This is a genomic window from Peribacillus sp. AS_2 (genome assembly GCF_026891895.1).
Taxonomy (GTDB): Bacteria; Bacillota; Bacilli; order Bacillales; family DSM-1321; genus Peribacillus; species Peribacillus frigoritolerans.
On the sequence record NZ_JAPTGA010000004.1, the window covers coordinates 380,556 to 396,547 of the forward strand.

General features: G+C 41.3%; 14 protein-coding genes and 2 pseudogenes. 1 reads left to right on the forward strand and 15 read right to left on the reverse strand.

All coding sequences use genetic code 11. The features are described from left to right. The first annotated feature begins 284 nt into the window (after positions 1 to 284). Positions 285 to 1,673, forward strand: coding sequence for an amino acid permease (locus OTG27_RS09770; protein ID WP_268936791.1), 1,389 nt, complete (start codon positions 285 to 287; stop codon positions 1,671 to 1,673). A gap of 39 nt (positions 1,674 to 1,712) precedes the next feature. On the opposite strand, the gene OTG27_RS09775 is transcribed toward OTG27_RS09770, so the two are convergent. The 15 genes and pseudogenes from OTG27_RS09775 to OTG27_RS09845 form a co-directional block, all read right to left on the reverse strand. After that, complete coding sequence (locus tag OTG27_RS09775) at positions 1,713 to 2,687, reverse strand: aldose 1-epimerase (protein ID WP_268936792.1); 975 nt, start codon at positions 2,685 to 2,687, stop codon at positions 1,713 to 1,715. Between the two features lie 238 nt (positions 2,688 to 2,925). Then, positions 2,926 to 3,225 carry a YxcD family protein gene (locus OTG27_RS09780; RefSeq protein ID WP_034314323.1) on the reverse strand — a complete coding sequence of 100 codons (300 nt, stop codon included), beginning with the start codon at positions 3,223 to 3,225 and terminating at the stop codon, positions 2,926 to 2,928. Beyond that, positions 3,213 to 3,647, reverse strand: coding sequence for a hypothetical protein (locus tag OTG27_RS09785; protein ID WP_098184785.1), 435 nt, complete (start codon positions 3,645 to 3,647; stop codon positions 3,213 to 3,215). Before OTG27_RS09785 ends, OTG27_RS09780 begins: the two co-directional genes overlap by 13 nt. Positions 3,648 to 3,844: 197 nt before the next feature. After that, on the reverse strand, positions 3,845 to 5,236 hold the full coding sequence (locus tag OTG27_RS09790) for a C40 family peptidase (RefSeq protein WP_307730045.1): 1,392 nt from the start codon (positions 5,234 to 5,236) through the stop codon (positions 3,845 to 3,847). A gap of 513 nt (positions 5,237 to 5,749) precedes the next feature. Further along, entirely contained in the window at positions 5,750 to 6,814 is a 1,065-nt protein-coding gene (locus OTG27_RS09795; RefSeq protein WP_268936793.1) for a sulfate/molybdate ABC transporter ATP-binding protein, read from the reverse strand. Between the two features lie 10 nt (positions 6,815 to 6,824). Beyond that, entirely contained in the window at positions 6,825 to 7,709 is an 885-nt protein-coding gene (cysW, locus tag OTG27_RS09800; protein ID WP_095390066.1) for a sulfate ABC transporter permease subunit CysW, read from the reverse strand. 10 nt (positions 7,710 to 7,719) lie between these two features. Then, the gene (cysT, locus tag OTG27_RS09805; protein WP_034314330.1) at positions 7,720 to 8,559 is read right to left on the reverse strand and encodes a sulfate ABC transporter permease subunit CysT; all 840 of its coding nucleotides are present in this window, start codon (positions 8,557 to 8,559) and stop codon (positions 7,720 to 7,722) included. Between the two features lie 69 nt (positions 8,560 to 8,628). Beyond that, on the reverse strand, positions 8,629 to 9,660 hold the full coding sequence (locus OTG27_RS09810; protein WP_098864390.1) for a sulfate ABC transporter substrate-binding protein: 1,032 nt from the start codon (positions 9,658 to 9,660) through the stop codon (positions 8,629 to 8,631). 267 nt (positions 9,661 to 9,927) lie between these two features. Further along, entirely contained in the window at positions 9,928 to 10,581 is a 654-nt protein-coding gene (gene nadD, locus OTG27_RS09815) for a nicotinate (nicotinamide) nucleotide adenylyltransferase (protein ID WP_057278937.1), read from the reverse strand. Beyond that, a complete protein-coding gene (locus tag OTG27_RS09820; RefSeq protein ID WP_307730046.1) occupies positions 10,581 to 11,222 on the reverse strand; it encodes a cyclase family protein in 642 nt (213 codons plus the stop codon). Before OTG27_RS09820 ends, nadD begins: the two co-directional genes overlap by 1 nt. Positions 11,223 to 11,234: 12 nt before the next feature. After that, positions 11,235 to 12,080 (reverse strand): annotated as a pseudogene (gene kynA / locus OTG27_RS09825) (tryptophan 2,3-dioxygenase). A 17-nt stretch (positions 12,081 to 12,097) separates the two neighbouring features. Then, positions 12,098 to 13,447: an amino acid permease gene (locus OTG27_RS09830; RefSeq protein ID WP_268936794.1), complete on the reverse strand. Its 1,350-nt coding sequence runs from the start codon at positions 13,445 to 13,447 to the stop codon at positions 12,098 to 12,100. Between the two features lie 132 nt (positions 13,448 to 13,579). Beyond that, a pseudogene (locus tag OTG27_RS09835) lies at positions 13,580 to 13,723 on the reverse strand (kynureninase); the annotation flags it as partial. A 10-nt stretch (positions 13,724 to 13,733) separates the two neighbouring features. Next, entirely contained in the window at positions 13,734 to 15,248 is a 1,515-nt protein-coding gene (locus OTG27_RS09840) for a carboxylesterase/lipase family protein (RefSeq protein WP_268936795.1), read from the reverse strand. Positions 15,249 to 15,494: 246 nt separating this feature from the next. Beyond that, entirely contained in the window at positions 15,495 to 15,908 is a 414-nt protein-coding gene (locus tag OTG27_RS09845; RefSeq protein WP_057278932.1) for a MerR family transcriptional regulator, read from the reverse strand. Between the last annotated feature and the right edge of the window lie 84 nt (positions 15,909 to 15,992).

Sequence of the window (15,992 nt, forward strand, 5' to 3'; positions counted from 1 at the left end):
CCTTTAGTTGACTAATCGGCAATATTCGGGAATGGCAAATGATATAGAAAAAAAAATACGATTTAATGTGGCAAACCACATTATTCTTACCAACTAACTTGGTATTTACTACTATAATCCAATTTTATCCTTTTGTCAATCCTGTGTTTAAATTTTCTGATTAGTCCGCCTTTTACATTTTACTTATTTACCACTTTACCAAACTAAACTATTTGAGATATACTATTTTAGTATAAGTTGTCGGTATAAACACACACTTTGTATATAAGAAAGGTTCGATATAAATGGTAAATAAAAAATGGGGTTTATTGATTTTGACCACTTTCGTAATTGGAAATATGGTCGGCGGCGGAATTTTCATGCTCCCTGCTCAATTAGCACAGGTATCCAGTCCGTTAGGGTCCACATTGGCATGGATCGTTACTGGACTAGGAGTTTTTCTAATAGCTTTGGTGTTTGGTAACCTGGCAATCCGGAAACCTGATTTGAAGGCTGGACCTCAAAGTTATGCTCAGTCATTATTTAAATCTCCTGTTAAAGGAAGGGTTTCAGGGTATAGCATGGCTTGGGGGTATTGGGCTGCGAATTGGGCTGCGACAGCTTCTGTCATCATTTCATTTGCTGGTTACCTTTCAACGTTTTTCCCTGTGATGCATAGTCCAAAAGTGATTTATACAGCGGGTTCGTTTCAACTTGAACTAGGTAAAACATTAACGTTTGCGGTATGTTCTGTTGCCCTTTGGGGGATTCAGGCAATCTTGGTAAGAAGTTTTAACAGTGCCGGGAAAATGAATCTTTTTGCTACAGTTACTAAAGTGCTTGGATTCTTATTTTTCATCATTATCACGATATTCATCTTCGATACTTCCAATCTAGGAAACGGAGCTGAATTTTATGATAAGGCGGGAACTGCAATCTCCCTAGGTGATCAAGTGAACTCTGCTGCCATTTCAACATTATGGGCCTTTATCGGTATCGAAGCTGCCGTCATGCTTTCAAACCGTGCCAAGTCACAAAATGATGTAAAGAAAGCGACGATTCTGGGTTTACTTATCGCTGTTGCCATTTATATCGGCATTACTTTATTGACGATGGGTGCCATATCACAAGACGAGTTGAAAATATCACAAAAACCGCTTGTTGACGCACTACAAGAAGTAGTTGGTTCAAGCGGCACGTATATAATGGCTGCTCTTGCCGTCATTTCCTTATTGGGATCGACGATCGGATGGATTGTCGTTGCCTCGGAAGTTCCTTACCAGGCAGCGAAATCGGATTTGTTCCCGGCCTATTTTGCGAAAGCAAATAAAAATGGCACACCTGTCCGTTCTATGACAATAACAAATATCATGACACAGATATTCTTATTCTCCACTATTTCAGGTACGATTTTGGAGGCTTATAAATTTTCGATGATCGTCGCTACACTTGCTTACTTGATCCCGTACCTTGCATCCGTTCTGTATCAATTGAAACTTGTGATGACCGGGGAAACCTATGACATCATGAAAGGCTCAAGGGTACGTGATGGCATTATTACAATCTTGGCGTTAATCTACTCGATCTGGGTCATCAAGACAGGTACAGCCGATATGAATACATTCATACTAGGCATAGCCTTATATGTATTCGGAATCGTCCTATACCCACTCTGGATGAGAAAAAAAGCATAACCTTAAACACCTAGGCATTTTTAAATGCCTAGGTGTTTTTTATATTTCTTTCACAATCAATCTGGTTTTCAGCTGTACCGTTTCCCCTGAGCATAACTCCCTCAATCCAGTCAATTTTGCAGGCAAATCCAAATTAGGAGCATTCGTTACCCAAGTATATGGTTCAGGACAGACGAACCCCTCCTGATTGAACAATACCCAAAACTTAAAATGTTGATCACCTTGATAGAGGACTTGTATGCCAGCCTCTTGATCAGTGAGAATGCACTCGTTTTCCGGATTTCTTTCCTTATCATAGCCAAATAAGTCATCAAATTGCCGGCCGTCCAAGCTAATACCGTTTTGGATTTCCAATGTATTGGCCGTTTCATGTATTGCACCTGTGGGCAATGATCTTTCATTCAACTCCCAATGTTTATTGACGGGAAGAGATATTCTGCAATCCTCCCATTTACTCACTGGTCCAAATGGAAAATTGAATACAGTATGATAACCTGCTCCCCACGGAAATGGTTCAATGCCCTTGTTGGTGATTTCCAATTGTATTTCCAATGTTTCATCCCTTAAAGATAAAGACATATTCACAGTGATATCTTGTGGAAAGCTACCTTTTAGATCAAAATCACAGCTTGAGAATTCAGTATTAATCACGATTTCTTTCCCGTTCACTTCCTTTTTGCGGACTTTCCACGGCATGTCATGCAAAAACCCATGAATATGATTGGATTTTTCCATTTCATTGATTGGAAACTTATACGAAGTCCCCTTATATGTAAATTGACCATCTTCTATTCGATTAGGAGGAAACAGGATTGGCATTCCGTATAAAATGGAAGCTTTTTTATACTCCTCCACACTATCCGGAGTTCGCAGCAACTCAATATCCTTATGCTTGTATTTCAATGAAAGCAGATTGCTTCCTAAAGATGGTACAAGGATCGCTTCCACTTTCTCATTGCCGAACTTTATGGCCTTTTCATTTAAAAAAGTGATATCTTCTATATACCCTTTCACTTTTTCTCCTCCTTTGACTTGAACATATCTCCATCCTACTTCCACGGACCATTTATTGCAACAAATGGAAAATATATTTCGTCCTTACTCTTTCTAAGTTTGAAATAGTATGTATAATCGAGGATTTTGCTTAATTTACTTTGCTATTTTTCTATTTTCTTTTTATCCTTTTCCTTCTCCCTGACGACTTGTAGCTTTTTAAATAAAAAAAGGATGCCGTTATGGCATCCTTTTTTACTCATCTATTACTTTCACTTACCAAAGCCACTATACCTTCATCATCATCCAAAACAAGTTCAATACCTGAGTATGGATCTTTATTCATATATTCATCCAGCCATAAACGAAGCGCTTCTATCAAGTTGATGGTGATTAACACTTGTTTGCGGCCATCGACAAACGCTTCCGCCGAAAAGCCATAATCATCATCATACATTAACTCCACTTCCACCTCATTAGGTTGTACCTGCTTTTTACGGGCAATGTAAACACAAACCGCATTGATGATATCTTGTTCGGAAATCTTTAGCCTCTCCATGGGTTTGGATCTTCTTTCTTCTTCTTATCTTTGAAATATGTGAATATTTTACGGATTACAACGATTAATACTACAACCGCCATCACGTTGATTAATAGACCAAGTATAGAACCAAGCATTCCCATATTGGCAAATAGGCTACCAAAAAGTAAACCTGCCAATCCTCCTAGCATAAGTCCTTTCATTAAGCCGCCTTTTGCGAATGTGTTTCCACTCTTGGCTTTATTGGCAGTAGTGGCATCGGATTTCTTCGTTTGTTTATTTTGGAAATTCGAATTATTATTGTTGTTGCTGTTAAAGCTTCTTTTTCCGGACTTGTAACCCCTTGCATCGACTGACTCCGTATGATCCTGGAATACATAAGTGCCGACTGGCGAGAATGCTAGTGTAATTGTAAGTAATGCAGCCATAAATTTTTTCATCATGTTTTTTGCCTCCGTTTAATAGTATGGAATGTTGTTTCATTATATCTTTACCCAGATTACTGAAAGTCCACATCACCTATCCTTATTTTATCTTATAGTATTTACGTTGAATATCAAAATAAGTTTCATTTTTTTTGACTTTTTTTCAAAAAAAATAAACAGGGGCATTTTCTCCCCTGCTTATTATTGAACTATTAGTTTACACGAACGACACGGCCGTTGTATACACCTGCCCAATATCCACTATCCATATTGGCAATCGCAACACCTGTTGAACTTTGGGAACCGATAAATTTGCCGCCGCCGACATAAATTCCGACATGCCCATCCGTTTTATAGGTATTGAAAAATACTAAATCTCCAGGTTGTTTTTGACTATCAGATACTTGACGTCCCGCATTTTTCAATGCATCCGTACTGGCTGGAAGGTTCACACCAGCTTGTTTATAAGCCCATGCAACGAATGCTGAGCAATCGAAAAGACCGTTAGCAATATCGGATGCCGTTCTTCCACCACCAAATTTATATGTGGAGTTACCGATATATTTATAACCTGCAGTAATGGCAGAGCCTGTATTTGCACTGCTTGGCTTGCTAGATGTTACGGTTTTACTGGCTGCAGGCTTACTAGCTGCCGCAGGTTTATCAGAACTGTTTTTAGATGAATTTGAAGATGATTCAGCTTTAGAAGAACTTTTTACAGAAGCCTCTCCTTTAGACGAACTTGATGATTCTTCGCTAGAAGAACTTGAAGATCCTTCACTGGAAGCATTTGAAGAATTCACTTCTTCAGCAGCACGGTCAAGATCTGCTTTTTCCGATGCTTTACGTTCTTCCTCTTTTTTGATATTTTCACGAATGGAAGCTATTTGTGCTTCTAGACCAGCATCTTTATTCTCTAAAGATTGTTTAAGCGCTTCTGTTTCCGATTCTTTCTTTTCGATCTTAGCCTTCATGTTGACAGTTTCAGCTTTTTGATCTTCAATTTGAGATTGCATGCCTTTAAGCTCTACTTCCATATCCTTAAGGCTTTGCAATTTCTTCTCAACTGTCGCTTGTTTTTTCTCTAAGTCAGCTTTATCCGCTTCCTGCTCGCTAAGAATCTGTTGGTCAGCTTCCACGATAGTGGCTACCGCCCCAACACGATTAACGAATTCACCAAAGCTTTTAGAACCTAAAACAACTTCCAGGTACTCAACGTCCCCGCCGCTCTCTTGGAAAGAAAGTGCGCGCTCTTTCAAGACTTCCTCGCGTTTTGCGATTCTTTCTTCCAACGCTTTAATTTCTTTCTTTAAAGATTCTATGTCTTTTTCGGTGTCATTAATTTCTTGTTTAGTATCTTTGATTTTTTGGTCATTTTCTTTCATTGCCGATTCGATCTGGGCAATTTGGGCATTCATTTTCGATTGTTCTTTTTTCAATTGCTGAATAACTTGTTCTGCCTCTGAAATATCTGATTGTATTCCAGTACGTTGCGATTGAATATCCGTGATAGATTCAGCTTTTACAGACGGTATGGCAAAAGCGCTTCCTAATCCAAGCATAATTGTCGTGTTCAATACGATAAGTTTTTTCTTCAAACTCATTTCCCCTGCTTTCCTCCCCTTGCATTTCCATCGACCCACTTCTTTTTCTCTATGAAAAATGATTAGTCAAAATAATTTGCTGGGAACTCTTCTCTATTTTTTTTACTCTTTATGTAATCTTCTAAGGTTGAGATAATATTAAATACATTTCTTAAACTCTACTATGTTTTCACCTAAGTCGTAGTATATCATCAGATTTTGTCAAATACGTAATAACAATATTACAATTATATTTCAATTTTAACATTAAACATAAAGATTCGACTTTTTCACGTGATAAAACATCCAATATCTTACATAATCACCTTCACATTTCGATGCAAGACTTTCTATCTAGTGTTTAGCACCAAGGGACCATGGACTATTGGCAGACAAAAACTCACCACCTGTGAAGGCACGGTAGCCCTTTTGGAACAGATTTCAGCTCATTTACCAATCATGGAGGAAGGTTTTCTGAAAGTCTATTAAAAAAAACCGCTTTCAGCGGTTTTTTCGTCAAGATTCGACCCACTCTTAAATTCCAGCCATAAAGTCGACAAAAACTTTCAATTCTTTCGGTCGGACGAATACCCTTTCCCCTTTGCTTATTTCCAGATTCAAATATTGTTCCTTCGTCAGTTCGATTTCCAGCGGTTCGTTTGTATCCTGACGAATGACTTCTATCCGGACGATGGGGCCAATTGTATGGATGTGGTCAACTATGGATGCGATCGAATCCTTTTCCGCTGGTTCTCTTTCTATGATAAAGTTATGGGCCCTTACATAACCAGTGCCCGCTCCATCTTCACTGCCCGGGGCATTCATTTCTACATTGCCAGTAACCAATTTCCCTTTATGCACGTTGCCCTTGAATAGATTGACACTGCCTAGAAAATCATAAACAAAGGGATTTTCAGGGTGATCATATACTTCTTCCGGGGTTCCAATCTGTTCAATTTTCCCTTCATTCATGATTACGACCCGATCAGCAACATCCATCGCCTCTTCCTGATCATGTGTCACGAACACGCTCGTTACATTGAATTCGTCGTGAAGCCTTCTTAGCCAACGCCGAAGTTCTTTGCGAACCTTGGCATCCAATGCCCCGAATGGTTCATCAAGCAAAAGGATATTCGGTTCAACCGCCAGTGCCCTTGCCAATGCGACACGCTGGCGCTGGCCGCCTGATAATTGCGATGGATAACGATCTTTATATCCTTCCAGCTTGACGAGTTGAAGCAATTCGGTAACCTTTTGTTCGATAACTTCTTTACTGGGCCTTGTTTTTCTTGGGCGAACCTTTAATCCATAGGCGATATTATCAAAAATGGTCATATTACGAAAAAGGGCATAATGCTGAAAGACGAAACCCACATTTCGATCTTTTACATGCTTATGCGTGTAATTCTCTTCATTAAAAAGGATATTTCCCTTCTCAGCCTGTTCAAGGCCTGCGATGATACGCAGTAATGACGTTTTTCCCGATCCGGAAGGGCCAAGCAGGGCTACTAGTTCACCGCTCTTTATTTCCAGATCGATGTTTTGGAGTGCTTGATAGGACCCGTAATATTTTGTAACATTTTCAATGATGATACTCATTTCATTCCTCCTATCTCGCTTTGGTCGATTTAAAGTCCGTTTTCCATTCTATGAAGCTTTTAATGATCAACGTTATGATTGCAAAGATGGACATCAGGGATGCAACCGCAAAAGCGGCCGAAAATTGATATTCATTGTATAAGATTTCAATATGAAGCGGCATCGTATTGGTCATGCCCCGTATATGGCCTGATACGACCGATACAGCTCCAAACTCCCCAATTATTCTGGCATTACAAAGGATGATTCCATATAAAAGTCCCCATTTTATATTGGGAAGCGTCACATACCAAAATGTCTTGAACCCTCCCGCACCCAGCGTGAGTGAGGCCTCTTCTTCAGACGTCCCCTGACTTTGCATGAGCGGGATCAATTCGCGCGCAATGAATGGGAAGGTAATGAAAATGGAGGCGATGACAATCCCTGGTATTGAAAAGATCACTTTAATGTCAAGTGATTGCAGCAGTGGACCAAGTGTTCCATGTAAGCCGAACAGAAGGACAAAAATCAACCCGGCAATGACCGGTGAAACGGAAAAAGGCAAATCTATCAATGTTATTAAGAAGTTTTTTCCCTTGAAATCATATTTTGTTATCGTCCACGCAGCAACCACTCCAAATATGGCATTGAGCGGCAAGGTGATGAGGACAACGATCAATGTTAACTTAATCGCAGCCACGGCATCAGGATGGGCGATGGCCGCAAAATAAGCTTCGGCACCTTTTTCAAAGGCTTTTACAAAGATTGCGATTAATGGGACTACTAAAAACAAAGTGAGAAATAGCAATACAATGGAAATGAGGATCCACTGTATGGATTTAGGCTCTTTAGTTGCGTTTCTCGTAATAATGACTGGGTGATTCGCTTTTGCAACCACTGAATGATCATGTTCCATCATATCCCCCCTACTTCCCTGAATATCTTTTGCCGGTCCACCATTGTAAGATATTGATGGTCAACAAAATTATAAATGTAATAATGAGCATGACGGCTGCAACAGCTGTTGCACCTTCATAATCATACTGTTCAAGCTTTGTCATGATGATCAGCGGGGAAATTTCCGTTTTAAATGGCATATTTCCGGCAATGAAGACAACGGATCCATACTCTCCAAGTGCCCTCGCAAAAGAAAGGGCAAAACCCGTCAATATCGCTGGAATCAATTCCGGGAAGATGATTTTAATGAATGTCTGCATTCGATTCGCCCCTAAAGAGGCAGATGCTTCTTCCATCCCTTTTTCGATATTTTCAAGCACCGGTTGAACCATCCGCACCACGAATGGCAGACCGATAAATATAAGGGCGATGATGATCCCTGCGGGAGTGAAAGCGACTTTAAAGCTGAAAAATTGCCCGATCCATCCGTTAGGTGAATACAAGGTGGTCAACGTTATTCCTGCAACGGCAGTCGGGAGGGCAAAAGGCAAATCAACCAGTCCATCGATGATCCTTTTGCCGGGAAACTCATAACGAGTAAGCACCCAGGCAATCAATACACCAAAAACTGCGTTAACAAAGGCCGCAGTTAACGCTGTCAAGAAACTCAATTTATAAGAAGCGAGAACCCTCGGTTCAGTTATGGTCGCCCAAAAATCCTGGAACCCCATTGAAAATGTGTTTAGAAAAACCATCGATAACGGGATCAAAACGATGATGGTGAGATACAGCAGCGTAAAACCCATCGTCAATCCAAAACCGGGTATGGTCCTCTTTTTCGTCTGTTTACCTTCAGTCACTATATTCATCGCTTCGCCTCAACCCTTTTTCTGATTTATGAAGGAGAAGATGTTAAAGCCACACCTTCTCCTTCATGCTTACTGCTGTTGGTAAATCTCGTCAAATGTGCCGCCATCATTAAAATGTGTTTCCTGAGCTTTTTTCCAACCGCCAAATGTATCATCAACAGTCACCATATCGATATTGGCAAATTGGTCTCCATATTCAGCGAGGACCTTCTCATCCCTTGGACGATAGAAGTTTTTCGCGGCAATTTCCTGACCGGCATCCGTATACAGATATTTCAGGTAGGCTTCGGCCACTTCCTTTGTTCCTTTTTTCTCGACCACTTCATCGATAACAGCTACCGGTGGCTCTGCTAATATACTGATTGAAGGGTTGACGATTTCATATTTGTCATCACCGAATTCTTCCAGTGTTAAATAGGCTTCATTCTCCCAAGCGATCAGTACGTCACCGATTCCCCTTTCCACAAAAGTGGTCGTTGCACCGCGGGCCCCTGAATCCAGGACTTCAACATTCTGATAAAGTTTTTTCATGAAATCCTTCACTTTTGTTTCGTCATTATCGAAATTTTTCTCCGCATAAGCCCAGGCAGCCAGGTAATTCCACCTTGCCCCTCCGCTTGTCTTTGGGTTTGGCGTAATGACGGATACATCCTTTTTAATCAGATCATCCCAATCTTTAATGCCTTTAGGGTTATCCTTTTTCACCAAAAACACAATCGTTGATGTATATGGTGTCGAGTTCTCAGGTAAACGTTTTTGCCAATCCTTCGCTAATAGGTTACTAGCTTCATAAATGGCATCAATATCATAAGCCAATGCCAATGTAACGACATCCGCCTCCAATCCGTCAATGACAGCCCTGCCCTGTTTACCAGATCCGCCATGTGATTGTTGTATCGTTACATCCTGACCTGATTCTTCTTTCCAGTGCTTCACGAACGCTTCATTGAATTCCTGGTACAATTCCCTTGTCGGATCATATGACACATTCAAAAGCTCTACTGACTTCGATGTTCCGTCCCCTTTCGTTTTTTCCGAGTTGCATCCAGCAAGTACACCGAAGGCTAAAATCAAACTTGTCAATAACATCAACTTTTTCATGAGCTTCCCCCTCTTTTTACAGCAAAAAAGGCATTCTATTTCCCTTCAATTATTTTTCGGGAGATAGTATGCCTTCAGTTCTCTGATCAGCAATTATTTTGATTTTTGTATATCCTTACCATAAAGCAAAGTTTACCAAGTTGTCAACTAGGTATTGCATGTCCCTTTAATTAAATTCATTCACATTTTGCAGGTTGAAAAATTCCCTAAACGAAAAGGGCTCGATCCACCGGGAAGATCGAGCCCTTTTTAATACTTTGCCAATAATTATGAATTTGATGATTTTTGATAAAGCTTATTTTCCACGATATACTGATAACACTGATCGGGCAGTAAATATCGTGGTTCCCCGCCCATTGCAAATTCATCCCTTATATATGTAGAACTGATTTCCATGGAAAGGCCTTTATCAATAAGGTGAAATGTATTGCCATCATCATAATTCCTTAGCAATGGACTTTTGGATATGATTTTCAGCATATCGATTCCATCCCGGGCCATGACGATGAATTTATGATTGGCAATCAATTTTTCCCTGAATTTCCATCGTAAGTGTACCGGCAGCTCCTGATTATCAATATCTTCAAGTAAATCTGCACCCATTATGAAGTAAACTTCGTCTTTTGGAAATCGAGATTTAAAATATTCCATCGTATACCAAGTATATTGTTTACTCGTTCCGGCACGTTCATTAATTTCATAATCACTGACTTCGAATATCGGGTTGCCCCCTATTGCCAGCTTGAGCATTTGCCAACGGTGTTCATTGCTTGTTTTCATCTGTTTATCGATACGGCCATTTGCGCAAGGTAAAAAAATCACCTTGTCCAGCTTAGCACGATGCGCAATGGTGGATGCTGTCCATAAATGCACATTCGTGACCGGATCGAAGGAAGATCCGTAAACTCCAATTTTACCCATCATTTTATCCCCCTCATCAGCCTTTCTTCTTCACCACGGCCTGACCGGGCTCCCGTCCCCTGATCCAATGCCAGCGGCAATGCAGCCAAATCGTACAGCCCAGGCTCCAGTCCATCAAGGACCAGCCCTTCGAGTTTATGAATTCCACAGCCTGACAGTTTATTGTGGGAAGGTAATTCTTTGCTGTCGAGACAGTCCACTGAAGGTAAATCAAGCCCAAGGAGCCTAACCCCTTTATTTGCAAGGAAGGGAGCTAAATCTGGTTCAACCGGTGGAATCCATTCCGGAAAACGGCTAAGGTCCTTCCATTGACCTGTTGCCACCAACAACCGCCGGACCCCTGTCAATTCGATGCCTTCAAAAGCTTTAATGCCAATGCTTTCAGCTGCATCCACCTTTACTACGGTAGCAGTGCCAATATATAAATCAAGATAGAGTTCGATGATTTTTTTTCCATTCTCATCAAAATGATAGGGAGCATCAATATGAGTTCCTAAATGTGTACTCATCCGGATTTCCCCTACATTGACGGAAGACCCTTCAGCCATTGATGAATTCAGCCGATATGAATATTGCGTATCTCCTGGCCAATATGGCGTATTTTCATTGAGGCGCTGAGAAATATCTAACCATTGATTCATTTGTTCCCCCCCTTACAGTTTGGTCCTTAATGTCCATAGCTCAGGAAAAAATGGCTGTTCGACCACTTTCTTCAGATAACTTACACCGGACGATCCGCCAGTTCCCTTTTTATTGCCGATGATACGTTCTACGGTGCTCATATGATTGAATCTCCAGAATTGTTGTTGACTACCAATATCAACGAGTTTTTCGGCCAGCTCATACAAATCCCAGTAGTTATGCACATCACGGTAAACGGTCAGCCACGCGCTTTCAACACTTGCATTTTCCTGATAAATGACAGACCAGTCCCTGTTCAATACCGATTGATCAATAGGAAGTCCCCTTGCAGCCAAAGCCCCTATAGCCGCATCATAAATACTAGGTTTATTCAAGGCTGCCATCATCGACTCATAAAGCTCGGGCTGATGACGGAAAACGGCCAATATTTGCGAATTCTTTTGACCCATCGCAAATTCTATCAACCTGTTCTGAAATGATTGAAACCCTGAAGAGTTTCCTAGTTTCTCCCGGAATTCCATATAATCGGCTGGCGTCAATGTCGAAAGCACATTCCAGGATTGAACTAGTTGCTGTTGAATTCTGGCCACTCTGGATAGCATCTTAAAGGAAGGCTCCAAATGTCCTGCCACAATATGATCAGTTGCCGCAGTCAATTCATGGAGGATCAATTTCATCCATAATTCACTTGTTTGATGAATGATGATGAACAGCATTTCATCGTGATGGCCGGAAAGCCGATGCTGACTTGATAAAATTTGATTTTAATGCAGATAGTCCCCATAGGACATATCTTTTTTGAAATCAGTTACCATACTGTCTTCCAAATGATGTTCATCTCTTTGATCCTTATCCATACCATCCCTCTTTCCCTTTACTTTCTTTTGAATTTCGACATCAATAAGTAAACGATACAAAGAAAGATCAGCCAAGGAACCCCGAACTGGAGTACGATTTTAAATGGGCCAGTGAACCAGGTGGATACCGTCAAAGCAAACAAAAGAAATGCACCCAGAATCGTTAGATATGGAAATCCATACATTTTAACCGGTAATTTGCGGCCCCCTGATTTCTCCCACCTCTTCCTGAAATACAAATGGGAAATGAACACCATGAACCAGGTTAGAATGGCTCCGAACATCGATATCCCCATCATGAATGCATATGAAGTATCCGGAAGCAGGACTTTTACTCCTGCAGCAAGAAATATTCCTAAAGTGGATATGAGAAGGGCCCTTAGCGGGACACCTTTCCTGCTCAATTTTTGAAATAGGGCCGGAGCCTGATGTTGCTCGGATAATGAAAATATCATTCTGGTGGAGGCATATAATTGACTATTCATTGCAGATAAAGCAGCGGTTAAAATAATGAAATTCATTATCCCAGATGCCCCGGGAACATTCAGGATTTCCATTACCTTCACAAATGGGCTCTTATCAATACCGGCAGCTTGCCAGGGAACAATCATTAACATGATCCCGATAGTCAGTACATAAAAAGTGGCAAGCCTGAAGACAGTTGCCTTCAAAGCTTTAGGTACGGCTATATCCGGGTCCTTTGCTTCCCCCGCCGTCACCGCAATCAGCTCAGTTCCTAAAAAGCTGAAGAGCGAAATGAATATGGCGACCCAGAGCCCCCAAAATCCGAAAGGCATAAAACCTCCATCACTGGCATAGTTCTCTACACCGATCCCGCTTGAAGGTTCGGCGCCAATCACCACATAGGCCCCCAGTAGAATGAATATGACAATGGCGCTTATCTTGATCATTGAAAATACATACTCAAAATTGCCGAATGTATTGACACTCGTCGCATTTACATAGATTAGCAGTGCAGCAAAAAGGACAATCCAAATGCTCCCAGGCACAGCCGGAAACCAATATTTCATATAAACAGCGATGGCACTCACTTCGACACCAATGGCAAGAACATTCGCTATCCAATAGGAATACCTCACAACAAAACCCGCAAATGGACTTATATATTTTTCCGCAATGGTTCCAAAGGATCCCGATGTTGGATGGGCTACAGTCATTTCCGCCAAACATCCCATCAGCAGAAGGACAATGAATGCACCTATTGCATAGCTGATAAGTACACTTGGACCAGCCGTTGAAATCGCAAGGCCGCTGCCCAAAAATAACCCGGTGCCAATTGCACACCCCATGGCTATCATAGTGATTTGATTCGATGATAATTCACGTTGAAGCTTATTTTTCTCCATATGTTGCTCCCATTCTAGGCAATGATTCCCCTTTTATTTTCATAGTTTCATATAAATTGCCGTCCATGACCTTCTTTAGTACCTGTACAGTTTCGTAGACTTCCTGAAAAGAGGTAAAAAGAGCGACAAGTGGATGGCACCCACAGAATGACAGGCATCGAATCCTATCATGATTCCACGCGCATGCGCTCCCTTCGTTAACCTTTCCATATCAAGGATCTGACCGCTTCGATATAAAACCGTCGGAAGTACAATCAACGCTATTTCCCCGTTCATCTCGGCTTTTTCATTTGTAAATCCCTATCCCTTCCCATGCCAACCTTATCATTCCGTCAGGATCTTTTTCAATATAATCCTTTTTATCAAAAATCATTGTGTAGTGGTTGGTTTCATCATATTTCGGCCAAATTTCACCTTCCGGGGGGTTGGGGTTTCCATATTTCGCAAAGTTGACCCAATGGCCCTGCATTCTATGGGATACCTTTAGGGCAGCTGACCTTGAACCATATGAAACAATCCGTTTCCCGAATGCCGAGTCGAAGGTCTGGAAAGCAAAAGGGATTTCCAGACCATGAGTCGCCCCTAATTTACTTATGCGCATGGCCGCCGTTTTATAATCAAAACGATACATCCATGTTTTTTCAAAGCGGCTGTATGCCTCCGCATACCAAACCGAGGGAATATGGAAAGTCGCATCACGGCCAATGCCTAGTACAGCTTCCTTTTCTGGGTAGTTTGTATAAGCGTTCGTAATTCGCTCTTTCGCCTTCGGATCAGTATTTTCGAACATTTTATGAATCATCGCCGCATTAGTTGGGATTAGAGGGGGGGCCATCTGATCGAATAATGTCGCTTCGTCCCTATTTGTTCCTATAAGCAAGGGTATCCCCCCTGTTCTTCCCGATCGAATCGAATCTAGTGGATAATCGGGCAGGAAGTCACCATCTACGACTGGTCCAAATGCTAGGGAGCCCGGCATTTCCTGTGAATTTTCCTGTAAAAGTTGGTGGGAGGCAGCGACAATCTCTTGAACCGGAAGGGTTTTTAGCCGGTGGCTTTCACCCTTTCCAATGCCCAATATCTCAAGGAACCTTTCACTCAATTGGCGCGCAAATCCTTTTCCGTAAACAGATGTCGGAGCAGGACTTTCTGCAATGGCCTGCTTAAAAAGCCCCCTTGCTGAAGGTACAGTAAGTAAAGTCGTCACCGCATTACCACCAGCTGATTCACCAAATATCGTAACATTATCAGGGTCGCCGCCAAAAGCTTCTATATTTTCTTTAACCCATTTCAAAGAAGCAACTTGGTCACGTAAACCTAAATTGTTTTCAAATATTTCCCCTTCACCTGCCAACTCGGTAAAATCCAGATATCCCAGTGCCCCCAGCCTATAGTTGATGCTTACCACGACTACATCTCCATTTTTAGAAAGTAAGTGTCCATTGTACATATCAAGGGATCCAGCTCCCGTTATATATGCTCCCCCAGGAATCCATACCATGACCGGGCGTTTTTTATCATCAGCTCTAGGCGACCAAATATTCAGGAACAAGCAATCCTCATCCATTTTTTCATTTGTGCTCATCCCTGTTCTTACCGCACGATCCATCGGCTGCGGGGGAACGGGACCAAAATCCACTGCATCCATGACACCGCTCCAATTATCAACTGGCTCAGGAGAACGGAAACGCAGTCCATCAATCGGCGCTTTCGCATACCTGACTCCACGCCAAACGCATATATCGTTTTCCATAGTACCTTGAAGATGTCCTTTTACCGTCGTAACTATTGATCCAATCATTCCCAATCACCTCTTCATATAGTAGTAGATATGTAAGTTCTTCTTTTTCCATTCCCTTATATCCTTCATCTTTATCGAAAAAAGATCTATATTTTCAGTTCAGCCAAAATAAAGGAATGCTATCGTATATAAAGCTCCGGTTATACTCAGGAGTTTGAATTGTTATTTTAAATAATGGTTTTCAATGAGGCGTTCAACAAAAAAAAAGACCCAATCAGGTCTTTTTTTGTTGAACCGGCAAAAATCTTAGGCAAGCATGGCAAGGATACTCAATAAAGAACTGCCCCGAACGGAAAGCTGCTGTGCAGCATATGTTAATTGCTGTTCATCGAGCTGTTCCAATAAAGGCTTTAATTCCAGCAATTCATTCTCCAGTCCTCTAAGGTCTGTAGATAGCTTGTCCACCATCAAGAGCACCTGCTCAGAATCAACAGTGGTTTCAGACAAGACTTGTAACCGTTCCTTGATTTCAGTCAAAGGCATATTCTGTTCTTTAAACCGATTAATCATTTGAAGACGATTTAAAGCATCTTCTGTGTAGTACCGATATCTTGACCCCGTTTTTTCATAGTTCAGCATTCCTAATTGTGTGTAATAGTCAATGGTTCTTCTCGAAACATTCGCAAGTTCAGCAAGCTGGCCAATCCGATATACATTCATCCAGATAGTCACCTTCTTTAAAAAATCTACTGTTAACGATACTATAACATATCTATCCGAAAAGGTGACTTCAAGATGAAACTA

Bases quoted from the DNA above. Each gene is read 5' to 3' on its own strand.
- OTG27_RS09770 (WP_268936791.1), top strand. From the start codon at position 285: ATGGTAAATAAAAAATGGGGTTTATTGATTTTGACCACTTTCGTAATT.
- OTG27_RS09780 (WP_034314323.1), bottom strand. From the start codon at position 3,225: ATGGAGAGGCTAAAGATTTCCGAACAAGATATCATCAATGCGGTTTGT.
- OTG27_RS09785 (WP_098184785.1), bottom strand. From the start codon at position 3,647: ATGAAAAAATTTATGGCTGCATTACTTACAATTACACTAGCATTCTCG.
- OTG27_RS09790 (WP_307730045.1), bottom strand. From the start codon at position 5,236: ATGAGTTTGAAGAAAAAACTTATCGTATTGAACACGACAATTATGCTT.
- OTG27_RS09795 (WP_268936793.1), bottom strand. From the start codon at position 6,814: ATGAGTATCATCATTGAAAATGTTACAAAATATTACGGGTCCTATCAA.
- cysW (WP_095390066.1), bottom strand. From the start codon at position 7,709: ATGGAACATGATCATTCAGTGGTTGCAAAAGCGAATCACCCAGTCATT.
- cysT (WP_034314330.1), bottom strand. From the start codon at position 8,559: ATGAATATAGTGACTGAAGGTAAACAGACGAAAAAGAGGACCATACCC.
- OTG27_RS09810 (WP_098864390.1), bottom strand. From the start codon at position 9,660: ATGAAAAAGTTGATGTTATTGACAAGTTTGATTTTAGCCTTCGGTGTA.
- nadD (WP_057278937.1), bottom strand. From the start codon at position 10,581: ATGGGTAAAATTGGAGTTTACGGATCTTCCTTCGATCCGGTCACGAAT.
- OTG27_RS09820 (WP_307730046.1), bottom strand. From the start codon at position 11,222: ATGAATCAATGGTTAGATATTTCTCAGCGCCTCAATGAAAATACGCCA.
- OTG27_RS09830 (WP_268936794.1), bottom strand. From the start codon at position 13,447: ATGGAGAAAAATAAGCTTCAACGTGAATTATCATCGAATCAAATCACT.
- OTG27_RS09840 (WP_268936795.1), bottom strand. From the start codon at position 15,248: ATGATTGGATCAATAGTTACGACGGTAAAAGGACATCTTCAAGGTACT.
- OTG27_RS09845 (WP_057278932.1), bottom strand. From the start codon at position 15,908: ATGAATGTATATCGGATTGGCCAGCTTGCTGAACTTGCGAATGTTTCG.